Genomic DNA, 24706 nt, shown 5'->3' on the forward strand with positions numbered 1-24706 from the left:
TGGAAACCTGCTAAAAAAGAAAAAGCGAGCCAAAGGCCCGCTTAATTTATACGCAATATACGTTTCTATACTTTTAATTCTCTATCACTAAATTCGGCGAAGTATCGCTCCCTCTCATGTAGGAAATTGCTGCACCTATAAGGCTTATAACAAATGAAATTGCAAATGCCGTTCTTAAGCCCCCTATAAACTGTGCTATCGCAATGCCTTGAGACCCTACCTGTGTACCAGCAAAAAGACCTTGAAACGCTTCAGGAGTTATGCTTGATGAGATAATAGCCATTGACAGTGCAATACTAATTACATTTCCTGCATTATTCATCATGGTCCTTACCCCACCAGCAATTCCTCGTCTTTCAGCAGAAACGGCCCCCATGATAGCACTGGTATTCGGTGAAAAAAATATGCCAGATCCCATTCCTGAAATGAACATCCAAATCACCAATTCTGTAATTGAAGTAGTTTCTTTTATTTCCATTAGTCCGATAAGTCCCACGGCCGATATTAAGAGTCCCAGGGAACTCAGCATCCTCGAACCATATCGGTCCGACAGTCTTCCACTAATCGGAGCCATGATCATCATAGAAATTGCAAAAGGAGCGAGAAGGATTCCAGCAACGACGGGATCAAAACCTTTTATTCCCTGAAAGTAAAAGACTAGCAGAAAGGTAATGGCCCCCCGAGCAATTCCATTCAAAAGATTACTACTAAAAGCAAACGTAAGCATTCGATTTCTAAAAAGGCTCAGGTCCAGCATGGGCTGATCTACTTTGTTTTCAATGTAAACAAAGGCAGCCATAAAGATTATTGCGAGTGCAAATAATACTAGGGTCGAGAGGTTCAACCATCCCTTAAATCCGCCAAAGGTAAGGGCAACCAATAGAGATAGCATACCAATTGTAAATAACAGTGTCCCTAACCAGTCAAATTTTTGTTTTTGAGGAAGCATTTCCACTTCCCTCAGTTGCATCCATGCCCATATCGCACCAAAAACTCCTATAGGAAGATTGATATAAAAAATCCAGCGCCAACCTATAGAAATTAAGGCTCCCCCAAGAATTGGGCCGACTACTGAACCAACACTGAGGATCATACCATTAATACCCAAAGCCTTTCCAAGCTCCTCCCTGGGAAATGCGTCTGCCACCATAGGTGTACTCACTGCTAAGAGTAATGCCCCTCCAATAGATTGGACGAACCTAAAAAGAATCAGCTGCAATGCCGTTTGTGAAAAACCGCATAATAGGGAGCCAATTGTAAAGACGATAAACCCGCTCACAAAAAGTTTTTTCCTTCCTATCATATCGGCAATCCTGCCGATCGAAGGAACTAGAATTGTTATAGCTAGCATATAAATCATGACTGTCCACATGATGGTGTTCATACTAGCATGTAATTCCTTCATGATATCAGGAAGTGCTATGATTAAGGTGTTGCTACTAAGCACTGAGAATAGGACACCTAGTGAAGTACACGAGAGTGCAATCCACTTGTACTCGATTTTTTTCATTCTTCTTACTCCTCTATTTCTACTTTTAAATCACACGCAGAATCCGCCATCTTGCGTGAAATTTTTTCAACTCATAGACTCTCTTTTTCAACAGGTATAACTCCTCCTGACAATTCCATTACTAGTTTGAGTAACATCATTAAAAAAAATAATGTCCCTTCCATATCTATGGGGTATGGAAATATTTGATTGTTACTCAACCCATCATCCTTTTAACTTGCTGAGAATACAACAAGTTGCATATGCAACTATATTATTCATTATAGTATCCATTGGTTGCAAATGCAACTATCTAAATTTTAGATAAAATTGTTGTCCATCACTTTTTCTGAAGTATTGTATTGCTTTCATTTATGTAATTAGCACCCAAGATTCATGTTTTAGACTCAATAAATGGTAATACTACACTAGTCGGATAGCAGTCTAACAAAAACTACTCAGCTTTTTATCACACAAGGAGATGAAATCACATGTCAACTATTTACCAAGACCTAATTCAATTTAGTATCCACATCCCTCAAATTGACCTGTCATTCCACCAGTATTTAATCCCCGCTAAGGAGCCTCTTCTAATCCATACTGGCAATGTCCAGCAAGCCAATGCTTTGGTGCCCCAACTCAAGGCCACACTCAACGGCGAGAGCCTCAAGTATATTTTCATTTCTCATTTTGAGGCGGATGAATGCGGAGGGCTATCTTATATTTTAGAACAATTTCCTGAAGCTAAGACCATCTGTTCAGAGGTAACAGCGCGTCAGTTAAGCGGTTTTGGTTTTACCAATGAAGTTATTATTAAGAAAGCCGGCGAAAAGATCACTACAGATAACTATGAGCTGGAATTCATCAGCTATCCTTCAGAAATGCATCTCTGGGAGGGCTTACTAGCCATGGAAAACCGTCGGGGTATTTTCTTCAGCAGTGATTTAATGATCCGCTTTGGCGAAGCTACAGGTCTCGTTGTTGATGCCGATTGGACCACAGAAATTAAGAACATTAAACCCGAACAAGTACCTGACCCAGAAAAACGAAAGCAACTTCAAAATACTCTAAGTCAATTAAACCCCAAGTTTGTAGCAACAGGTCATGGACCTTGCTTGAACACTTGAAGCCAAAAATTATCTAGACAATCTTTCCTTCATTATTGCAGCCACATCAGCTCCTATAAAAAGGAATGTTCAAAACACCACCTTAATAATGTTCCGACTCAAATCTTTAATACTCATTCCAAAAAAATTAGGCCACTCATTCGAGTGGCCTAATATCTAAAATTAAATCCCGCAAAGTTCCTCATGAATTAATGGATACACGGCTCGAGATTAATCTTCCACTGATCTTTACCAAATTACTATTATTAACTGGAGTAACTAGATTTTTAGTTTTAGCTAACACACCTTACGATTCACACGCATTACTAAATATTAACATATCGAGATAAATAAACTAGTAAGGGAGTAAATACTTTGACCTAAACTGAAACTCTAACCAGTCAAAATCTAAATTAAGGTAAGGAAACTAATCTGGACAAATCCTCCATTATTTCTTCTGTTTAACTTTAAGGGTATTATGATAGTCTATTAGAGTGAACAGCCCTGCTGAAACGGAAACATTTTAGTTTTAATTGTTTAATTACCTGATTACGAACTCAAATTTCCTACTAACTAACCGACCTAACCAACTGATCTAACTAACTAACTAACTAACTAACTGAACTAACTAACTGATCTAACTAACTGATCTAACTAACTGAACTAACTAACTGATCTAACTAACTGAACTAACTAACTGATCTAACTAACTGAACTAACTAACTGACCTAACTAACTGACCTAACTAACTGACCTAACTAACTGAACTAACTGACCTAACTAACTGACCTAACTAACTGACCTAACTAACTGACCTAACTAACTGACCTAACTAACTGACCTAACTAACTGAACTAACTGACTGACCTAACTAACTGAACTAACTAACTGATCTAACTAACTGACTTAACCAACTGACCTAACTAACTGACCTAACTAACTGACCTAACTAACTGACCTAACTAACTGACTTAACCAACTGACCTAACTAACTGACTTAACCAACTGACCTAACTAACTGATCTAACTAACTGAGCGAGGAACTTTGCGGGAAATCTTTCTACTTAATGCTGATTGGATGGTTTCGTAGGATGAACTAAAAACCAAACAACAAAAACCACCCTTCTAGGTGGCTCCAATTCTTCGAAATTCAGCACCGCTTAACTGATTGCAATGCTCAAACCTTCGACGAATCGAAACTTTACCTAGCACGCGACCAACAAATTTCTGATAAACTGAATCTTACTTTTTAGTGTCTATGTCTTTATTATACTTAAATTCTGCTTCTTGTCAAGTGTCCTAAAGAAAATATCGCGAGGTCCTTCCCGCAATGGAGAAGGACCTCCCTCCTAGAATCCATCATTCCACGATAAAATCCATTCTCATGCTTCGATCCAATTTCAGACCCAATTTAGCGGGCAATCCACTCTTTATATAAAGGCTATAAAGCCCTGGAGGATAGCCGTCATGAGGAGGCGACACAATCAGGGAATCCGACCATAGCCCTCCTTGTTTCAGCGAAACGTTCACTGGGAGACCTGTTGCCGTATAGACTTGAATAAATTCCCCAGCCGATTCTGCTAAACTCGTGCTAAATTTAATGGTCCATGTCTTGTTAGCCACTACTCCTGTTTTACTCTCCCAAGGAGAAGCCTCGGCAAGATCAAATAAGATCGATAGAGTCTGAAAAATCATCTTGTGACCTTGCTGCGTAGGGTGTGGATCAATGTGGCCTTGTAAGAAATCGAAGTTCAGAGGTTTTAGATCAAATCCCTGCAAAAAACACGAATATATATCCGCGACAGTATACCCTTGTCCAACTCTAATCGTCGTGTTAATCTGCTGGACAAAAGGATCGAATAGAGAAAACATAATGTCCCCTGGAGAAAACGGGTTATATACGGTCAATGCAAAAATCTGAGCTTCCGGGGTTGATGTTTTAATTGTTCCTATTATTTGCGGCCAATTCGCCTCAAACTCAGCCACACCACTATTTAACTCCGTTTCCAAGGTTCCAGAAAGAGCGATGTCATAAAATGTTTTATTCAGTTCTTTGTCCGTTTGTAGAGCTTTTACTAGCTGCTCTCCCAGTTGCGGGCTATTGAGATCAAGATGGTAAGCGGTTGCTACCGCCCGAATCACAGGTTCAAGTAGATTGTTTCCGCCAATGCTGACGGTCACGACACGCGCATGTGCTAAGGGGTCTTTCAGAGTCCCGTCGTCTCTTAATTGATTTAGGAGACCGCTACTCTTCGCACCAGGTTTCGATAAATTAAAGAGCTGAATACCCTCTTCATCCTGCTTACTTTGCAAGTAAGAAAAAAAGAGATCTGTATATCCTAGCCCAGTAGGAGCGCCTGTGCCATAGGCAATCGAATCACCTAATGAGACCAGATTACTGACTGATACTGGGCTTGCTACCACGTCCCTAGGGATGAGCATAGTTAAGATAAGTAAAACCATGAGGTTTATTATAAACACCGAGATGCTCGTATTGCGCAATCTCAAGGGTTTCCCTCCCTTTAAACAAATACTGGCTTGTCTATGAGGCTTCAAATTACTGGTCAATATTAAATAAAGTTTCCTCCGTCGACGACAATGGTTTGTCCAGTAACGAATCCTGCATTTGCAATTAAAGAATAGACTACTTCGGCGATATCCTCTGGGCCTGCAACACGACCGAGCGGGGTGCCGGCCGCTAGATGCGCGATATGGTCTTCCTTCCCCTCCACCCAACGTGTCTGAACGATTCCGGGAGCCACTGCATTAACCCTGACCTCTGGGGCCATGACCCTAGCCAACGATTTGGTAATACTAATTCCCGCCGCCTTTGAAGCCGAGTAGGCAATAGAACTCCCTAATCCAGTGAGTCCTGCAATGGAAGCGATATTAACGATACACCCTCGATTCTTCTTAAGTTCAGCGGAAACAGCCCTGCAGCAAAAGAACAGGCCCTTGACATTAACGCCCATAATATCGTCCCAATACTCCTCTTTCATTCCCTCTAGATCTGCATGCTCTACGAAATGAGTCATTCCTGCATTATTAACTAAGATATCCAGTTTTCCAAAATCAGCCACTACTTGACTGATCATCGCCCTAATCTCAACATCTTGCGAGACATTAGCTTTATAGGTCAAACAGCGAACTCCTAAACCTTCGACCTCTCGGGAAGTCTTTAAGGCCTCTTCTTCAGAACGAGAATAATTAATGGCAATATTTACTCCGGATCGGGCTAACATTAAAGCAATTGCCCTTCCGATCCCAGTTCCGCCTCCTGTAATCAGTGCGATTTTTCCTTGTAACATTCTAAATTCCCCCTCAATAACTTTTACATAGTCATTATGCTTTCTAGTATAACCCACACACCAAAACGCGACAAGAAATAATGAACAAATCGAACAAGGGACCCCTGCTTGAGTGGCCCCTTGTTCGATGATTGTCTAAATAGATTGTTTGATGATATCTTGCAATTGCTTTGCAGCCCCTTGGATATTTTCCTTAGCCAAAATGGCAGATACAACGGAAATTCCGTCAATACCTGTTGACATAACTTGTAGCGCGTTTGTTAAATTGATTCCCCCGATGGCAACAACGGGGATTTTCACGGAATTTTTGATAAGCTTTAATTGCTCGAAGCTAACCTCGGTGGCATCGGTCTTGGTAGATGTTTTAAAAAGAGCCCCAACTCCTAAATAGTCAGCACCCTGTTCTTGGGCTAAAAGAGCTTCTTCTTGGGTGCTAACGGAAACACCAATAATTTTATTGGGAAAGAGTTCTTTCGCTTTAATCATTGGGAGATCGTCTTGTCCCACATGTAATCCCTCGGCATCGACCGCAAGTGCAATATCCAGTCGGTCATTAATAATCAAAGGGATTTTGTAACGAGAGGTTATCTCTTTTACCCTAAGAGCCAGTTGTAAGAATTCTCGAGTAGAGACCGATTTTTCACGCAGTTGTACCAGGGTAACTCCACCCTTAATAGCTTCCTCAATACAATCACACAAATCCCGTTCTCCAAGCAGTTCACGATCCGTAACAAGATACAGACTGTAGTCTACCTCAATCTCACTCATATCTAATTTTCCCTTCTTGAGCCAAGATCTCGGGGGTTAGGTTATAAATACTATCTAACAGCCTGGCTCGAAAAGTTCCTATTCCCTCTCCATGGTGCAACGAGGCCTGAGCGATTTCTCCTGCGAGGCCCATGCTGATAATTCCTGCTACAACTGCTGCATAGTAATCGTTTGTGACACCGCAAAAAGTACCCACGAGGGATGTTGTCATACACCCGGTGCCCGTGACATCTGACAAAATTCGGTGTCCATTATCCAGTAAACAAACTTGAAGGCCATCAGAAACGACATCCGTCTTTCCTGTAATGCCGATAACGCAATTTAATTCGGACGCTAGTTTCTTGGCGACGATGGAACTATCTTGTTCGTCCGCGAGCGAATCAACTCCCTTAATGGCCACATCTAAGCCCGCCAAGACTTTGATTTCGGACATATTACCCCGGATCACATCGGGTTTAACTTCTCTGATCAGTCTTTCAGACGTATTGGTGCGCAGCTTTGTTGCTCCTACCCCTACCGGATCTAGAATGATTGGAACGCCTAATTCCTTCGCCTTTAACCCCGCAACCAGCATGCTCTCAATCGTCCTAGAATTGAGTGTGCCAATATTAAGGACTAAGGCTGAAGCAAAGCCGACCATTTCTGCGACTTCCTCCAGGTCATCCGCCATTACAGGCGAACCACCGATCGCCAAGACAATATTGGCGCAATCATTGACGGTAACATAGTTCGTAATATGGTGAATCAACGGGCTCTTTTCTTTAACAGCCCTTAAGTTCGCAGAGATTTTCGCACGTAATTCCATTTGACTGTCAACCTCCAAGTTATAGAATGTAGTAAGCTAATCAACACCATAACCGGTATTGTAGCTCCCAGAACAAAATTCAAGTTGATAAACTGGTAATATAATACCGTTCCCAATATGCAGAGGGCTAAAGTACCCCAGTTTACCAATAATTCCACTCGTATCTTCTTATTTTTCAAAAGAAAATAATCCGTCAACAGAATAGCAAACAGAGGCGCAAAAACCGAGCCAATGGCATAGAGGAAATCCTGATATTGCTCAATATTAACGATGATCGCAAGTCCTGTTCCAATCGCGGTCATAACTAAGGCCACTGTTTTTTCCTTTAAGTTTGGAAATATGTTTAGAAAAGTAACCCCTGCGGAATATGCGTCCAGAAAAGTCGTTGTTACGGTCGCCAAGACGATAATTCCTAAGGCTACGACACCAAGATTTGCAGCTAGTAACATGGCTGAAGGGTCTGGATCTGATGCTACTATGGCAGCGCCTAACCCGATAATGTACATCCAGCTGCTACCGAAAAAGTAACCAAGCCAGCTGCCTCCGGCTCCCCCTCGCTTTGTCTTGGCAAATCGAGTATAGTCGGAGATCAGGGGTAACCAAGATAAGGGCATGACCACTGCTAATTCTAAAGCTGAGCCGAAGGCCATTTCCCCAGTAACCTGCTTACTAAACAACTCATGGTTACGGAAAATTATAACGCTTAAGACTATTGTTAAAAGAAACAATAAAATAACGGCAATGTGGTTGGCCTTTTTCCAGCCGGTATCTTTTCCGAGCCAAACCCAAACAAAGATAAAGGCCCCAATAATTAAGCTCCAAACTGTCAAATGATCGAATGCCCATAATAGTTTCGTAATCTGGTTAACCGATCGCGCCCCGGATATAATCATCACGGCTGTCCAACCCAGCAACTGTAAAACGTTAAGAATTGAAAATAAGTACGAACCATACTGGCCAAAGGAAATTCTGGTAGACACCAAAGCTGGAATCCGCTCATTCGTGCCAATGATTCCTCCCAAAACTAGAAGAGTTGTTCCCACCAAGTGTCCCAAAATAATCGCCAAAAGGCCCATCTTAAAACCCAGTGGAGCCAGCAGCCCTCCCGCTAAAATTTCTGCTACAGAAATCGCCGCGCCGAACCAGAGGGTTGTAAAGTTAAACATGCTTAAGTTATTCTTATTTTCTAAACTCACTCGATTAATCCCGCCTTTTTGTAAAGTTCATAAAAGTGATGGGTTGGCCCTACGCCTTTGCCAATGGCTAAAGAATGTTGAATGGCCGTTGTAATATACTCCTTTGCTCGTGAGACAGCCTCGTTCAGATGATACCCCAGAGCTAGATTTGCAGTAAGAGCGGACGAAAGAGTACAGCCCGTTCCGTGAGTATTTTTAGTAGCAATTCGAGACGTGGAAAAATAACTGAATTCCCGTCCATCATAGAGGATATCAGTCGAGTCATCCTCTAGGTGCCCCCCCTTCAGCAGAACATTCTTGGCCCCCATCTGATAAATAGCTTTAGAAGCCTCTTCCATTTGCTTCAGAGTGTTAATGGACATTTTAGTCATTACCTCAGCCTCCGGGATATTAGGAGTTACGATCATAGCTAAAGGCAGTAATTCTTTTATCAGCGTTGATTCCGCCTCTGGATTTAACAAGTGGTAGCCGCTTTTAGATACCATGACTGGGTCAACAACGATCGTTTGTGGCTTATAACGCCTCAACTGTTCAGAAATTACTTCTATGGTCTGAACTTGAGAAACCATACCTATTTTTACCCCATCGACCTCAATATCCTCAAAGATTGCCTCGATTTGTTTGGCAATTACATCTCTTGAGATATCCTGTACTGCAAAAACTCCTTGGGTGTTTTGGGCGGTAACTGCGGTTATAACACTCATTCCATAGACTCCATGAGCAGAAAAAGTCTTTAGATCAGCTTGAATTCCCGCTCCCCCACTGCAATCTGAACCAGCTATGGTAAGTACTTTTTTCATGACGTCCTCCTAAACATTCTTGAATTCTCTTAAAGTCTAAAAAAGAGCACAGACCCCCCAGAATAGGGTTTGTGCTCCTTCATCTACATAAAAGAGTAAAACTGCTTACCTACGCTGGCATTATCCAGATCAGGTTAATAGGGTCTTAGACCTTATAGGGTCTAAATCTCAGCCAGCCTTTCCAGCTCCCCCGCCCATTGCAATATTGTTTGTTAAATTTAACATGGGAAAAGCCTAAAGTCAACGTCTTCATCCGTCATTTACCATTATAATACGTTCATTCCCTCTATACTAGTTACTCTTGTATTCCTCCAATTCCCGTCCTACTCAATCCCACTTTCGTTCTTTGGGATAGCCATTAAATGGTTTACAGCATTTCTTACGACTTATGATATAGTAAAACGGATGAAATTTTAGAGGTGTAACTATGACCGTAGCCAAAATTAACAATAAGGTCTTTAATTTTCTAAAGCAACGACGTGGACTATTATTAACTACTAGCATGTGTTTGTTAGTGATCTATCTCTTATTTTTCTGTTCTACAACTAGGCCGACATGGGAAGGCTTGATCGACGTCCTCAGCAATCGCAACCCGCCGGCTTGGTTGGTGCCTTCGCTACCTGGCGAAAAAACTGACGTCACACAAACCAAGATCTATAAACGGCAAAAGCTAGCTCAGTTTAAGGTTAAAGCGAACACAGTAAACCAAGATATCAAAACTGTTCTAGGGATAAAAACAGCGATCACAGAGGACCTAGCCCAAGGAAATTCGACGCCCTGGGCAAAGCTCAAGATTGACGTAGCTGCTGCAGGAAATACTTTTGTAGAGTTCTGGGGTATTTCCATTATTACCTACCAGGGCCAGACCATTATTGTTGGTGAGAATTCTCAACCCATCAATCTCAACGATAGGGTACTACGTTGGCAAAAGGAAATTGAAGTGTCCGCTAAGAAGTATACGCTTGAGCCTGCCTTAATTGCAGCCGTAATTGAACAAGAATCCGGTGGAGACCCGAACTCAGTTAGTCCCGTTGGGGCATTGGGTTTAATGCAGCTGATGCCGTCTACCGCGAAATCATTAAATGTAAATCCATATGACCCCGCTCAAAATATTGACGGCGGAGCCCATTACTTGCAAATACAACTGAAAGAATTTGGTAATCTTCCGGAAGCACTTGCGGCTTATAATGCTGGGCCAGGAAATGTAGAGAACCATTCCTGGGCAAAGATCCCTGAAACTCTGAACTATGTTCAGAGGGTACCCAATCTCATCAACAAATACGAACGGCTTTGGAATGAAAACCGATCACATTAATAAATATTGGTACAAGTTCAGTGTCAAATTGGATTCTGGTATTTTAGGCTTAAGACCTTGAAATAGAAAAGCGCTCTAGCGAAGTTTGAAGCTTACTTGAGCGCAGTTAAAACAGAATTCAGGAAGAGGTCCTCCGGACAAGTTCAAATAATCCAATGAAAGTCATCTCTACAAACGAGAACCATAGTTTTGATTGACAAAAGTCGCTGAGTATTTTTTTAACTTCCATTCCGGGATTTTGCAGGTACCGCAGGCATGAAAAAACAACTTATTTCGAAGGCATCGTGCTGCTCGGCTATGCTTGGAATTGTAGATCTGAAACTTTTCATTACAATGGGTTACGATCTCTGCAGTGTTTCCATGGATCGTCATGCTTTTAATGCCATGCAGAATCCCGTTTCTCGAAGGCCATAACTTTAATTTCTCTACGAACTTAAAAAAATCGACATTCTTGCGATAATAACGTTTTTTATTTCCAGAATCTATCGTCATCTATTTCGACTCCAATCTATTCTACGATTACCGCGATTCGAGTGGAAAAATTTCAAGGCGATTTGCGATTAGGGAGAGGCGTTTACAAAACGTCAAAAATCATGGTAGCCACTCCAATCTGCAATGGATCATGGAGCAATCGTTTGGGAAGTTGCTCAACGCCTGTTGCCTGCACCCCCAGTGGAATACCAGGTGCTGCAATCCTTGTATCTCCTGTGATATGCCGCAACAAAATAACATCTTCAGCTGGGCAAGCATCCACCAAAATGCTATGCCTCCCTAAAGCGCCGTCTAAGTCTGTTTCTATCTTTACGGAATAACCCTGTTTTAACAACCTCCCAGATAACCTTTGGCTAGCCGACAAATCTATGTCATATATTGAAACCTCTGCCCCAAAGTGCATTAGCGCTAAAGCAGCGCCAGTACCTACAGGGCCTGCCCCGATTACCAATACTTTTTTACGCATTAATCCATGGCACATGAGCTCTAGGCCAGACACATATCCCTTGCCTGTAGCATCTCCATTATCAGAGACCTTACCTGTTCTCACGTTTACAGCCACAAAACGATCATCATCTGCCATGAACAAAATCTCCGAACTATTTTGCACAGCTTCAGCCACACCACCTGCATCCCGGCTATTTGTAATAACGACGTCAAATCCGAGATAGTCTATAATGCTGGCGACCGACTCAACAAAACCTTTTATTATACCTTGTCCACAGGTCATCGGAATCACGGCGACTTTCGGATTTTGAACGTAGCCTCCGCTAACTACCTTACCTACTGCATGGGCGGCAATCTCTCGTAAAGAACAACCCGTCATCCTCACCAAATCAGCGTTATACTCCTCTAATGTACTGGCAATTTCAACAACATCATCTTCTTTAAGTCGAGTCAAACCGATCATCTCCCTGATGCCATTCTAATAAATCCTTCGCTATCTTCAATTACCGGGTAACGGTCGTGGTAATGTCTAATTCCAAATGCCTTGCAGATCTCTTGAAGAACAATGCATCGTTTATCCCACGCTGTTTGGCAGTCTTCTCCTGTGATAATCAAAGTGGCTACCCACTCCGTTTTATCTGGTAAATAACTTGTAAGCGCTTCATCGGCTCCGAAGAAATCTTGATATACATGAAGCGGACCGGCGTCAGCCATAATATGTTCACCAGAAACTTCTAAATATTCGTCCACAACGTGGATATGTTCATAGATTACACCCTGTTTTTCTAAGACATCAAATTCTTGCCAGGGCTTATCTTGCACAAAGGCTTCTCCAAGGATTTCTAACATATTAATCCCTGTAGAGTGATAAACCGCAATCGGTGTTTGACTAGGAAGCCTAGCATCAATTTCTAAAACTTTTAATTGTCCCTCATGGAGTATCGTTTCAATGTCCATGATCCCATTCAATTTTAAACTACGAGCTAAACTAAGACCAATCTGTTCAAATTCTATTTTGAGTTTATCTGACAAAATTGCAGAACCCACGACACGTTTGCAATCATAGCCTTCATCCATATGAAGTTCTGTGATTTTTAATACCTTGTAACATCCCGAGAAACCGATGACCTCTAACGAATAGGAGGGTCCTTCTAAATACTCCTCGGTAACCCAGCCACTTAAATTTTTTCCAGCCAATAAACGTTGATATTCCAAAGCACTATTTATTTTAATGACCCCTTCACTCCCACTAGCATCGGAAGGTTTTACGATGATAGGAAAACCACATTCCGGCCATGGGATTGGTGCAGGGACTCCACTACGTGCAAACAGTTCGTTCGAACTAATTTTCGAAGAAGAAATCGCATAAGACTCTTCATCAAATACCAAGGGAACACTGGCATAATTCGCAGTTCTCACGAGGCTCTTTAAGGCCTCGTTATTTTCTAAGGCGGGGATAATAAGATCAATCCCTTTGAAAAACAAATTCCATTCAACGACGCTCGTAACATCCAGTTCATAAAATTGATCACAAAGTTCTGCCGCCGGGACCCAAGTTTTCTTATCAATCAAGACAACTTCCCATCCGGCTTTTTTCGCAAGATAGGCCGCTTCGACCCCCTGAAGTTTTCCACCTACAATTGCTACCCGCATGCCTATGCCCCCCCATGAAATCTTATTGCCGCTGCAAGACCCACGCTGCATAGTCATCCCGGCTCGCTAGAGCAAGACCATTTTGCTTTAAGATGGGAATTATCTTTGGAATCGTGCGGTTTCCGTCTTCAATGTCCAACGAATGATTAGATACTCCCGCCAAGCCAGACTGAGGAGGTATAATCGAAGTTACGACGTTAGCTCCCGCGTTAAGACGCTCCGCTAAGCCGTTGAGTCCATCCACATCCAATGAAGCCGGAATCAAGCGATCCGGAAAAACTAAACGCATAACTGCGATGATCAGTAACTCTTTTGAGCGAGGTACCGAAGGAAAATCCTGCATTGGCGTATCCGACTGAGGAACAAAGCTCATCACTCTGAGTTGGTCAGCTCCTAACTCCCGCATCGCCTCCAGCGAGTTAACTAGGTCTTCATCCGTATCCCCGACACCGGTGAGTAACCCCTCTTCAATAAGGAAGCCCATCTTTCGAGCCATTTCCTTTCGTTCCATCCGTTCGTCAAAGCTTTGACCAAGCCGGAGTTTGCGGTATAAATTCGGGTTATGTGTTTCCTGATACGTGGCATACCAATCGACGCCAGCCTCTTTAAATCCCCTTAGAACCTTCTCTGGAACAAGACCAGCGGAAATCATGATCGGTATTTCTGTACGTTTCTTGATAAGTTCCACGGTCCTGATTAAGGGCGCAAATCCCGATTCGCGGTTGTCAAAATATAACGGATCTTCTCCCATCGTCAAATCTAGTAAGTGCACTCCGGATTCTACAAGGCTTAAAGCAGTCGCCATTATTTCTGAATCAGTTTTACGATAACGTTTCAATGTATGATTTGATTTACGATATAGACAAAAAGCACACTCGTTTCGGCAATAGGTCGAGAAATAAACAAAGCCATAGACAAATACTTTGTCTCTAAAGTGGCGAGTTCGAAGAAGACGAGCTGTTTCAAAGACTTTAATAAGATCATTTCCCTCGGATAATCCCAACAAAAAGTGGAGCTCATTTTTGCCTAGGGTGATTTCTTGGGTCGCTTTTTCCAGTATCACATCCAATTTTATACCCGACGTATCCATGGTCAAAGTCCCCTTCTTATGCAAATACTAGTATTACAGAATCAATCATAGCTTTTTAGTTCACACCCCGAGTATCTTTAAATATTTAAGCGTACACCATCAAGGTAGGTAAGGCTCCTACCCATACTTTGGACATTTTGGGCTCCTTCCTTAACCAAGAGTAAGCGTTCCAATCCAAATCCGATCCCCACCCAGGGGTCAATAATTCCCCATTGATCATCTAAAGGATGAGGCCCCATAGCACTGGATCCTAATTCTATACCCTTTACAACATCTAATGTATCTCCATAAACAACAGACGTCGTTGATTCTAACTGATAATCGGTAATGCCGGCTGTATCCATCACCAAGACAGCAAGTTCTTCCAATCTTTGCTGTCTCTGCTCTTCTGGTAAACCCAGTTCTGTCAAATTCAGCATAGTAAACTCATTAAGATGAAGAGCACCCTGAGACTCTTTACGGTAGCACGTCCCTATCTCAAAGATGCGAATAGGTTTTTCCCATAAACGCAATAAATCTTTCCATAGCGTGTATAGATTGGGTGCCAGCATCGGACGCAAACACCTCTTGGCATCAAGCCAGAATACTTGGGAAGAGAGCGGATGTTCATCTGAGACTGACATTTTTGCTAAAGATCCTTTTGAAATAATCGTGGGAGTGACAACCTGAACAAATCCCTTCCGAGTCAAAGCTTCGACAAGTTGCTGTTCAAGCACACATAAAGATGGGCGTTTTTTTATCTCTTTCAAGTCTTGCAGACGATCCTTACCTCTCACCACCAATAAACGTTCCTGTTCTTGAAAGGCACGGTCGCGGTCTTGTGGATAATCGAAATACATTGCTTGTTGTGCTTCACTGGCGTTGAGTTCTTGTAATCTTTGTTTTTGGATCTGCGTCCATGTTATTTCCAACTCTGCTTACCCCCTGAATTTATTGGCGAGGAGTACGGGAGTTTCACCCGCCTACGCGGATTTAGAGTCCACGCGATCAATCCGATCTACCCCCCATGTTTAGTTTCTAACGAAGCTTGCAATGCCAACATCAAAAACTGAGACAACTTTACCTAATCCGGGACGTCCCCAAAGCGTTTCGAGCCCAGAAATGACTAAATTTCATCACTTACTTAGGTAGACCGCCATACCTTAAACCTCCATGACCATTAACCAAATCGATTGTCTATGTTGTTGCTGGCTTGGCTTTGCCGAATTTCAAGCGGCTATGAGGACAGGTTCGCTGCTCGGCACACATATCACACGTGATAGAGCAGGACATGTTCGACTTACTCAGTTTTTGTCCAATTGGAATAAGCAAGGTATGAGATTTTATCGGAGACATTAACATCGTGTCCCCTAAAGTCACACCAATTTCTCTTGCATCCAGCAGATTAAATAAGGTTTTCTGAGCTTCTAAGGGGATCTGAACCCCCCCTGGATATAAGCTATGACCTGACTGTAAACTGCGTTTTATCACTTGCTTGACTACCATCTCCCTTAATAATTCTAGGGATTCATCAAGGGCGACTGTCCCGCAACCATCTAAGACCATCCCCTCCAGCATCTCGCCTACATCAAACAAACGAACTGATTCTGCTTCAAGGCGAGTGCCGATGGTTTGGATTGCTATTAATACTTCGTGCGCCCCCTCAAAGAAAGCGGTGGAAGCCTGGAAAGGAAACTGATTTGCAAGCAGGATTTCTCCTGTACCCGTAACCTTCACCGGTACATACTCATAGATACAGCGAACGTCAATCAGTTCTAACGCTTTGAGTCGCATCTGTTCGATCACCGGCTTAAAATTCCGGCTCCGTTCAGAGTCCGCATTCGGCATACCAATCCGCCGATAAATTTCGGAAGTATCTAAGTTTATGTTTTTCCACTCAATTCGTTGCATATAAACCTCCCCAATTTCAAACTTATAAGTTTCTTAATGTACCCTATATCTACTCCTTAGACCACGCTTTTCCCAAACTTTATTGGGAGTCGCTTCGATCTCCAATTCACCTCATCTAATACAATGAGTGTAGCCGATAAGTTGTTTTGTAGAAATATCGGTGCCGGTATATTTTTCCGAATTCGTTTTACTTAAGGAGCATCCTCTTTGTCTTATTTGAGAAGAGGATGCTCCCATATTTTTATTCTACATCTCGAATTGTTTGTTACGATAGGCTTTAAGATATTTGGCACAATAGTCATCCCGACCAGCCAGTGTTTCTGCCGTGATCAAACTCGCCATCATCATTTTATCCAAAGGGTTAATAATCAGCCCATCTAACCCTTTGCCAATAGCCATAATCGCAAAGGCATGATTCATGAATTTTCTCTCCGGAAGGCCATAGGATATATTAGATAGCCCACACATCGTGTGAACTCCTTTGAATCGCGTCATAATGGCTTCAACGGAGTTAATGAATTCTACAGCGAACGTGCTGTTTACGGAGATCGGTTGTACCAACGGATCTACATAAATGTGGTCAAGCGGCACATTGTTTTGGACGAGCCCATTTATGAGCTTATCGGCAATTCTCAACCGGTCATCCATCGTTTCAGGCATTCCTTCATCACTCATGCAAAGCGCTACAACTTTTAAATCTGTGCCTGCAACAACAGGAATCAACGCATCATAACGCACCTTTTCTAGAGATATGGAATTAATCATCGCAATGCCTTTATGAACGGACAAGGCAGCTTCAATCGCCTTTGGATCTGGGCTGTCTATACAACAAGGTGCGTCAACAACGTCTTGAACCGTTTTAACAAGCCATTGCAGGCATTCTAGTTCCTTGCCAACAAAGATACCTGCGTTAACATCAATGTAATTTGCCCCAGCCACGAACTCATCCTTCGCCACCTTTTGAATGTATTCAACATCTTGTGCTTTGATGGCCTCACCAATGGTCTTACGACTAGCATTAATTAATTCTCCTACAATGAGCATTTCATTTCCTCCTCATGTGTGATCAATCCTGATTCCCTTTCAACCCTGTTTACGAAGATTTGACAGCAACTTCTATGAAAGGCATCGTTGTTGTTAATAACAATAGACTATACAAAACCGAGTTCTACGGCCAGAAAGGTAAGTTCTGCAAGTTAAAACAATATATTAGACTTTAGACGCCAGAAGTTGCTTACAAAGCTCTACCGCCGAGCCAGCGTCCGGTGCATACCCGTCCGCTCCGATAGTGTCAGCGTAATCCTTTGAAACAGGTGCTCCCCCGATAATCACCTTAATTTTATCTCTAAGGCCGTTTTCTTTTAACAACTCGATGATATCCTTCATAGCTGGCATGGTTGTGGTTAAAAGCGCCGACAAGGCAATAATATCAGGTTCATGCTTAATACTAGCGTCAATAAAGTCTTCGGCAGAAATATCTACTCCCATATTTATCACTTCAAAGCCGCCACTTTCGACCAGCATACTAACTAGGTTTTTACCGATATCGTGGAGATCCCCTTTTACCGTTCCAATCAGAATCCTCCCATTGCTTTTTTGGTCGGCTACAGCAATTAACGGTTTAACTATCTCTAGCCCGCCACTCATACTCTTCGCAGACATGAGCACTTCTGGCACATACATATCTCCAGCCTTAAAGCGAACTCCCACTACATCCATTCCTGCAATTAAGCCCTCGCTCACAATTTCCAACGGGTTATTTCCCGCTGCGATAAGACTCGTAACTTGATTCTTGACCTGGTCCCTCTGGCCTGCAATAACACTTTGTGCAAGTTCCGCATAAGTTACCATTACAAATTACCTCCTCTTTTAAAAATACTTAAATCTGGTTTACCAATTCGCATTGACTTCCTTAACCTGGATGAAAGGTCTTTATATAAAGCTTGCTATTCCGCCAAATGGATAAAACAAGCATTATTTCGTATAGATTTCCTACATACGGTCCCCGTAGTCTTAAACCACGGATATCTTCAATTCCAAATGATAATCGATGATACCGACGTTATCCATGACCAAGTGCGCGAGTTCTTCTAATCGTTGTTGTCCCCGATACTCTGAGACAGTCATTTTAGCTAGTGATCCCTTTGAAACACATCTCTTACAGTACTTCACTGGCGTTAAGTAATATTTCATTCTGCTTACCCTCTGGATTAATTGGCGAGGAGTACGGGAGTTTCACCCGCCTACATGAATTTAGAGTCCACGCGATCAATCCGATCTACCCCCCATGTGTAGCTCCGCCTAGAAAATGCGTAGGTTGCTAATGGTCTGATGCGAAAATAAAGTATATTTTTCTTGTTACAGGAGGGCAGGCTCCCTAATTTCGATAATCTACGGATTGTCCTGTCCTCCTGGTGTAACCCCATTCTTAAATAGATGGTGCGAGGATTGCTTCCATACAACGATGGACATCTCATCCGGCAATGGTCAATCTGTACTTACATCAATGATCTTTTTGCATCAGCAATAACCTTTGCAAATTCTTTTTCGACTTCGACACCTAAAGGCGCCGGTTGATGAGTAGCCACTAAATTCTTGGCTTTTTCTTTTGCTACATCCTCGACTTTCTGGCCTTTAATGGCCCATTGTTCGAATGTTTGTCTCTGGCTAATGGTTGGTACCCATAATTCCCCAGATCGCAGATATTTCCTGGTATGTTTATGACCGAGAAAATTATCGTGGTTTTCTACTATTTCGGCTATAACATCAACCGCCAGGTTCTCTTCGTTAACTTCAAATTCTCTTATGGTTCTTTGAACCACCGAAGAAATCTCATCATCCATGACCAGCATGGTGTAACACTCCACCAAGGCATTATCTAGTGAACCAGCCGATCCGATGATGTCACTGCCAGCAAGAGCTTCCATTAAGGCGTTGTAAAGGTGTTCATACCCGCTCTGCATATCTGCAATCTTGGAGCTTCCACAATATCCACCGGGAGCAACAGGGATATGATAGTAACGTCCTAATTGATTCAGTCCCGCAGACATCATACCCATTTCAGGCATTGCCCATAATCCAAGACCTGTCCTCATATCCATAAATGTCGCACGTGAGGACATTGTTAAGGGACAGCCGGGTTTGAAAAGCTGCGCCGCGATCACGCCGGCCAGGATTTCCGCATTGTGCATAGCAACGAGACCATTCATGCTCATCGGACCAGTAGCACCCATTTGTGGACAAGGCTCCACGCCTAACGGCAGACCCGCTTCCACCACATCTAACAGTGCTTCCGCTGGTCCAAATCCATATTCCAAGGGGCTGACCGGCGAAACAGGTAAAGTGGCCAAAGGTTTTTCCATGAGAGCCTTTTCGCTGCCTGCCGCTGCCACCAACAGTTCTTTAATAAATTTCAATTCCCGTGAGGACTCCACACAGATACTCAGGGGTTTGGAAGTATTACGCAAACAGGTAGCCGTCTCAACCGTCAGAATTATTTCCTGAGGAACGTCCCTGGGAAAGAGGGGTGAAATAATATCGATATTGTCCAGGGCATCCGCCAAGCGGGTAATATCCTCCAAATCCTTGAGTAGGGCATCCCTGCGTTTTCCGCTCTCTATATCAATCACAGACGGAGCGCCAACCAATGTCTGACAGTAAGCTTTTTTACTGCCGATTTCCAATCGATGCAGGTCATTTCTGCCATGGAGATTGAAAACAGCTGGTACAGTTTTCATCCCTTTATCAATAACATCTTGAGTAAAAAGAATTCTGTTACCCTTTTCAATGCAGCCGTGATCTAAAAGTAGTGTCCGGAACCTTTTTGAACTAGTACTAATCCCCACTCTTTTTAGGAGATCAAGGCTTGCTTCGTGAACCTGCAAAAGTTGCACCTCAGAATAGTAATCAAATCTCATCTTTCTACCTCCATTTTCTATTGGCCGTCATTCAATTACCCAGCCGACACTCCCAAAAGCCGTTTGGCAACATCGACAGCCACCGAAGCATCTTCAGCATATCCATCGGCTCCAATAGTATCAGCCCAATTCTGGTTAATTGGTGCACCGCCGATCATGACCTTAACTTTTTTTCTGAGACCTTCTTCTTCCAGAAGTTCAACAATTTCCTTCTGTCGCCCAACAGTCGTTGTCAGAAGCGCAGAAATTCCAATAATGTCGGGCTTGAAATCCAGGGTTTGCTCAATAAACTTTTTGGCGGGAACGTCAATCCCTAAGTCCAACACCTCAAATCCTGCCGTCTTCAACATCATTATTACAATATTTTTGCCAATTTCATGTAAATCGCCTTGAACTGTTCCCATCAGCACTCGTCCTAAAAACTCCCTTTTTTGACCAGCCATTAGCGGTTCTATTACTTTGATTCCCGCATCCATGGCTTTAGCACCTAACAATAAATCTGGTAAGAAGTAGGTTCCGTTACCAAACAAGGCACCTACTGCCTGAATTCCTTTGGTGAGGCCCTCATTGATGACCACAAGAGGTTCGATCCCAGCTGCAACTGCTTTTCCAGTCCACTCTATTACCTGCGCGTCGTCGCCTTCTTGAACACCTTCAATAATCTTTTTTAAAATCTCTTCATCAGCCATGGTAATCCCTCCCGTTTTTCCCCTTTTATAGGGCGTCTACAATTATTCTTTTTCCGCGGCATATTCTTTTTCCGCTTCCTCAACGATATCCCTAATGACTTGCATAATACTTTCGGCCAATGGCAGAGGAGTATGATTGTTCAAGATGAAGTTGGCCTCAGCGTACGCCCGGTCAGTCAAATTCGTCTCTCCATCAATCACCCAGGTTTCCCGCATGGATCGGTCAAACAATTTGGTATGGGACTGTTCTTTCTTAAAATGATCAAAGGTATGCTGATGACTGACAAACTCACCGCCAGGACCAATCTCCTTGATTATGTCCACAGCCATGTTTTCATCAGAGACGTTAATTCCACCCAGAACCTTCCTAATCATCTTAAATATTTCGTTATCCATTACAAATTGAGCAAAGTCAAAGGTCATTCCCATGTCGAGCATGCCCGCTCCGTAGATCAGATTCGCGCCACCCTGGGCAGCGAGGAGACCTGTCAGAGTTTTTTCATGAGAAGCTTGAGCATCGGGTATTTTACTGTCTGCCTATCCGCCAGCTACAAAACTTGGCAAATTATAATATTGGGCCATCCTAGCCACAGCCGCGCTGATCATCCCCAACTCAGGGGAACCTACAGGCGCCGTAGTGTGCCGCATATCCATGATCGTTGTTGAACACCCGTAAATGCAGGGTGCTCCTTTGCAAGCTAATTGGCTGAGAATGATAGCACTCAATACTTCTGCGTTATGCGTTACCAACGTTCCCCCTAGAGTTACTGGCGAAGTAGCACCCGCCAGTGCCATAGAGATAATGTTGACCGGAATTCCTGCCCTCGCTGCTTCAATCAGCACGTCCGTGCATTCCGGAATTAGCTTGAGCAAACTGGTCGGACAGACGTTGAAACTGATTATCGGTCGTTCCTTTAATTGATCCCGCCCACCAGCCACCGCCGCCGCCATAGCAATCAATTTTCGCGCGTTTCTCACCCCATCAGCGCCGATGAAAAAGTGTTTGCTGGTGTTGGGGAAAATTGCTTCCGCATTATGCAACGCCTGAACTGGACCCGGGAAATCCTGTGCCACCACCGCACGATAGCTAATATCCATTTCCGAAAGATAATCGCTCATCTTAGCCGCATTGGCGACATCTTGCTTATTGCTACGACGATATTTTCTGGTAACCGGATCGATTACATTAACCCCTTCACCGAAATTAACAAATCCCACCCGGTTGCTTTCCAAGATATAATCTTTCTTTGGGTCCCTAGCGGCAAGCAAAATAGTACTCGGCGCTGAGCGGACCGCTTCTTCAACAATATATGGAGGAATTTTCACGATGTTTGATTTTGCATCAACCGTGGCCCCTGCAGCACAAAATATCTCTTGTGCTTCCTTGCTATCCACTCGCACTCCTACATGCTGTAACACATCGAGAGTCGCGCAATGAATAGCATAAAGCTCATCCTGTGAAAAGACATTGACTCCAAAACCGCCCATCATAGTAAAGCTGGCATGTGCATTCCTTGACATTCTTTAACCTCCGTTCTAATTTTTTTCGATCAGCAACAATTGCTATCTACGTCCTAATTCTATTGCAAGAGTTATACCAGCAAATAAACCTTTGTGAATTTTTTCGGATAAAGTCTTGGTACATCCCTGAATCGCTGGATTTTCTTATCTCTTCCATTAAATCGTTCCACATTAATGATTCTCTCTGACCTATGCGTCTTTCGTTAAGGTAAAAATTAAAAGCAGTGTAAAAATATGTAGCATTATTTTTGCTACATATTTTTACACTGCTTCACTAATTTAAAAATTATAATTTATAATTTTTATGTTTGATACCCATTTTGCGTATCCTATAATACAGGACCTGCCTGCTAATACTCAATTCATTGGCCGCCTTGGTGATATTACCACCATGCCGTTTCAAAGCGTTGATCAACCTAGCGCATTCCTGCTCCTTAATCTCCGTAAACACTTCGAGTTGATTTATCTTTTCATTGATTATAGACATAGTACCCATAAAGGAGTTGAAATTTCGGGGCGTATATTTTATGCTAAAAACGGGTTCATCCTCTGGAACCATATTCATTGCCGCTTCAATCCAGTGTTTCAACTGTCTGACATTGCCTGGCCAGTCATGGCTTTCCAACAGCGCGAATATATCTGGGGAAATTTCGCAAATATTCTTTTTCATTTTTACATTAAAACCTTTCACAAAAATCCTTACCAGAAGATTGATGTCCTCTTTCCTTGTGCGCAAAGGCGGGATTTCCAAGTTAATCACCGCCAGCCGGTAATATAAATCACTTCGCAAGAGATTTTGACGGATGACTTCTAGGGGTTCGATATTGCAAGTGCTAATGATGCGTACATCGACAGGAATCTCGTTCTTTCCTCCAAGTCGCCTAATTTTTCTTTCTTCCAGGGCGCGGAGCAATTTGCTCTGCAAACCAAGGGGCATGGAATTGATCTCATCTAAAAAGAGAGTGCCGCCGTCCGCTTCCTCAAATAAACCTTTCCGGTCAATCGCACCAGTAAACACACCTTTGACCGTACCAAAAATAATGCCCTCCAGCAATGTTTCGGGGATGGCAGCGCAGTTAATGGACACCATGGGTTTTAGGCATCGACTACTGCTGCCGTGAATGCTCTGGGCGAACATCTCTTTGCCCGTACCGGTTTCCCCGTAAATAAAGACTGGTGAATCCGATTTGGCAGCACCCCTTGCCCAACTGACGCTATCACGAATACGGACACTGTCACCAAGGATGTCGTCAAACGAAAAACTCCGTTCTTTTGCTGACGAACCACTGACCAAGACGCTAAGCAAATCCGACTGCTCAAGCTCCAATCTCTTTTGTAGGTCAATTATTTTGTCAACCATCTCTTCACTCTCTTGCAAATTTCTGTAGACAGCTACTGCTCCCGTAGTTCTTTCTCGTTGTTTGACTGGAAAATTATTTCCAGTGACACGAACATGCTTACCATAATTAGAGCAGTAGTATTGAACATAAGTACCAAAGAACTCTTCTTTCTTTAAACATTTCCCCAGTGTACTGTCTTCTGGATCAAAGTTATAAACTTCCGCCGTATGTCGACCAATAATATTTTCAAGTTTCAGCCCGTCAAATTCTAACTGAACCCTATTGCAGTAAACGATCCTATTTCTAGAATCAACTATCATCACCCCTTCGTCGATATTGTCCAGAATGGTTCTGTATGCTTCATCTAGAAATAACGTCTTTTCCATATCCTGATCCTCGTCCTCGTCCTCGTCCTCGTCCTCAGATATGATGACCAAAAAAAATGTACCGGTGATTTCATTTCCCATAGGCAGTGTTTTTAAACAAATGTTTTTACTATTATATGGCTGTTTAATAAACGTATTAGACCCAAAACAAGGCTCTTGAAATCCCGGAATAATTTCCGAAATTTTTCTATTCATTAGAAACACCTGGTCAACCTGCAATATCTCTGCAAAACTCGAATTGCAAATTTCCAATATACCTGCTGAATCAATGACAGCTAATCCCTGATGTATATCCGAAATGAATGCTCCAAACACGTCTTTAATAAGAGAGCTATTCTTTAGCATTAGGACACCTGCTTTACATCAAATTTCTCGCCCACATCAATATACAATTTGCTTCTACATACATATTTTCAGCATTTCCATACCCGCCCTGCGCAAAATTTTTTTTAGAACTAAAGTAGTGTGATTACAAGGCAAAAGTAATTTACATA

Annotated in this window: 21 protein-coding genes, 1 pseudogene and 1 riboswitch; of the genes and pseudogenes, 2 read left to right on the forward strand and 20 right to left on the reverse strand. The window is 42.7% G+C overall.

Annotation, left to right across the window (positions count from 1 at the left end):
• Positions 1–73: 73 nt before the first annotated feature.
• Complete coding sequence (locus E4K68_RS15915; protein WP_135379906.1) at positions 74–1510, reverse strand: MFS transporter; 1437 nt, start codon at positions 1508–1510, stop codon at positions 74–76.
• A 470-nt stretch (positions 1511–1980) separates the two neighbouring features.
• Here E4K68_RS15915 and E4K68_RS15920 point away from each other — a divergent pair, with 470 nt between their 5' ends.
• On the forward strand, positions 1981–2616 hold the full coding sequence (locus E4K68_RS15920) for an MBL fold metallo-hydrolase (RefSeq protein WP_135379907.1): 636 nt from the start codon (positions 1981–1983) through the stop codon (positions 2614–2616).
• Positions 2617–3954: 1338 nt separating this feature from the next.
• On the opposite strand, the gene E4K68_RS15925 is transcribed toward E4K68_RS15920, so the two are convergent.
• The 6 genes from E4K68_RS15925 to thiD all read right to left on the reverse strand — a co-directional run bounded on the left by E4K68_RS15925 (position 3955) and on the right by thiD (position 9472).
• Positions 3955–5103, reverse strand: a complete 1149-nt coding sequence (locus E4K68_RS15925; RefSeq protein WP_135379908.1) for a GDSL-type esterase/lipase family protein — start codon at positions 5101–5103, stop codon at positions 3955–3957.
• Positions 5104–5165: 62 nt separating this feature from the next.
• The gene (locus tag E4K68_RS15930) at positions 5166–5903 is read right to left on the reverse strand and encodes an SDR family oxidoreductase (protein WP_135379909.1); all 738 of its coding nucleotides are present in this window, start codon (positions 5901–5903) and stop codon (positions 5166–5168) included.
• A 135-nt stretch (positions 5904–6038) separates the two neighbouring features.
• Entirely contained in the window at positions 6039–6671 is a 633-nt protein-coding gene (gene thiE / locus E4K68_RS15935) for a thiamine phosphate synthase (RefSeq protein WP_135379910.1), read from the reverse strand.
• Positions 6664–7476: a hydroxyethylthiazole kinase gene (gene thiM, locus E4K68_RS15940; RefSeq protein ID WP_135379911.1), complete on the reverse strand. Its 813-nt coding sequence runs from the start codon at positions 7474–7476 to the stop codon at positions 6664–6666. Before thiM ends, thiE begins: the two co-directional genes overlap by 8 nt.
• Positions 7443–8672, reverse strand: a complete 1230-nt coding sequence (gene cytX, locus E4K68_RS15945) for a putative hydroxymethylpyrimidine transporter CytX (RefSeq protein ID WP_135379912.1) — start codon at positions 8670–8672, stop codon at positions 7443–7445. Before cytX ends, thiM begins: the two co-directional genes overlap by 34 nt.
• A complete protein-coding gene (gene thiD / locus E4K68_RS15950) occupies positions 8669–9472 on the reverse strand; it encodes a bifunctional hydroxymethylpyrimidine kinase/phosphomethylpyrimidine kinase (protein ID WP_135379913.1) in 804 nt (267 codons plus the stop codon). The genes cytX and thiD overlap by 4 nt, the downstream gene beginning before the upstream one ends.
• An 88-nt stretch (positions 9473–9560) precedes the next feature.
• A riboswitch (TPP riboswitch) is annotated at positions 9561–9674 on the reverse strand.
• 225 nt (positions 9675–9899) lie between these two features.
• On the opposite strand from thiD, the gene E4K68_RS21490 reads away from it, so the two are divergent.
• Positions 9900–10787, forward strand: a complete 888-nt coding sequence (locus E4K68_RS21490) for a lytic transglycosylase domain-containing protein (protein WP_158291441.1) — start codon at positions 9900–9902, stop codon at positions 10785–10787.
• A gap of 168 nt (positions 10788–10955) precedes the next feature.
• Here the strand turns inward: E4K68_RS21490 and pylSn are convergent, their stop codons facing one another.
• The 13 genes and pseudogenes from pylSn to E4K68_RS16025 form a co-directional block, all read right to left on the reverse strand.
• On the reverse strand, positions 10956–11279 hold the full coding sequence (gene pylSn / locus E4K68_RS15960) for a pyrrolysine--tRNA(Pyl) ligase small subunit (RefSeq protein ID WP_135379914.1): 324 nt from the start codon (positions 11277–11279) through the stop codon (positions 10956–10958).
• 82 nt (positions 11280–11361) lie between these two features.
• The gene (gene pylD / locus E4K68_RS15965; RefSeq protein ID WP_348982866.1) at positions 11362–12189 is read right to left on the reverse strand and encodes a 3-methylornithyl-N6-L-lysine dehydrogenase PylD; all 828 of its coding nucleotides are present in this window, start codon (positions 12187–12189) and stop codon (positions 11362–11364) included.
• The gene (pylC, locus tag E4K68_RS15970; RefSeq protein ID WP_135379915.1) at positions 12186–13379 is read right to left on the reverse strand and encodes a 3-methylornithine--L-lysine ligase PylC; all 1194 of its coding nucleotides are present in this window, start codon (positions 13377–13379) and stop codon (positions 12186–12188) included. The genes pylD and pylC overlap by 4 nt, the downstream gene beginning before the upstream one ends.
• A gap of 22 nt (positions 13380–13401) precedes the next feature.
• Positions 13402–14469, reverse strand: a complete 1068-nt coding sequence (gene pylB / locus E4K68_RS15975; protein ID WP_135379916.1) for a methylornithine synthase PylB — start codon at positions 14467–14469, stop codon at positions 13402–13404.
• 77 nt (positions 14470–14546) lie between these two features.
• Positions 14547–15380 (reverse strand): pyrrolysine--tRNA(Pyl) ligase large subunit, encoded by an 834-nt coding sequence (pylSc, locus tag E4K68_RS15980; RefSeq protein ID WP_135379917.1) that lies wholly within the window; start codon positions 15378–15380, stop codon positions 14547–14549.
• 265 nt (positions 15381–15645) lie between these two features.
• Positions 15646–16359 carry a vitamin B12 dependent methionine synthase gene (locus E4K68_RS15985; RefSeq protein WP_135379918.1) on the reverse strand — a complete coding sequence of 238 codons (714 nt, stop codon included), beginning with the start codon at positions 16357–16359 and terminating at the stop codon, positions 15646–15648.
• A gap of 246 nt (positions 16360–16605) precedes the next feature.
• Positions 16606–17403, reverse strand: a complete 798-nt coding sequence (locus E4K68_RS15990) for a methyltetrahydrofolate cobalamin methyltransferase (RefSeq protein ID WP_135379919.1) — start codon at positions 17401–17403, stop codon at positions 16606–16608.
• A 165-nt stretch (positions 17404–17568) separates the two neighbouring features.
• Positions 17569–18210, reverse strand: a complete 642-nt coding sequence (locus E4K68_RS15995; RefSeq protein WP_135379920.1) for a corrinoid protein — start codon at positions 18208–18210, stop codon at positions 17569–17571.
• Between the two features lie 162 nt (positions 18211–18372).
• Positions 18373–18552, reverse strand: a complete 180-nt coding sequence (locus E4K68_RS16000; RefSeq protein ID WP_135379921.1) for a hypothetical protein — start codon at positions 18550–18552, stop codon at positions 18373–18375.
• Positions 18553–18857: 305 nt separating this feature from the next.
• On the reverse strand, positions 18858–20276 hold the full coding sequence (locus E4K68_RS16005; protein ID WP_135379922.1) for a trimethylamine methyltransferase family protein: 1419 nt from the start codon (positions 20274–20276) through the stop codon (positions 18858–18860).
• A 35-nt stretch (positions 20277–20311) separates the two neighbouring features.
• Positions 20312–20965, reverse strand: coding sequence for a corrinoid protein (locus E4K68_RS16010; protein WP_135379923.1), 654 nt, complete (start codon positions 20963–20965; stop codon positions 20312–20314).
• A gap of 42 nt (positions 20966–21007) precedes the next feature.
• Positions 21008–22486 (reverse strand): annotated as a pseudogene (locus tag E4K68_RS21180) (trimethylamine methyltransferase family protein).
• 286 nt (positions 22487–22772) lie between these two features.
• Positions 22773–24557 carry a sigma 54-interacting transcriptional regulator gene (locus tag E4K68_RS16025; protein ID WP_135379926.1) on the reverse strand — a complete coding sequence of 595 codons (1785 nt, stop codon included), beginning with the start codon at positions 24555–24557 and terminating at the stop codon, positions 22773–22775.
• Positions 24558–24706 lie beyond the last annotated feature (149 nt).

Origin of the sequence: Desulfosporosinus sp. Sb-LF (genome assembly GCF_004766055.1) — a bacterium.
Taxonomy (GTDB): Bacteria; Bacillota; Desulfitobacteriia; order Desulfitobacteriales; family Desulfitobacteriaceae; genus Desulfosporosinus.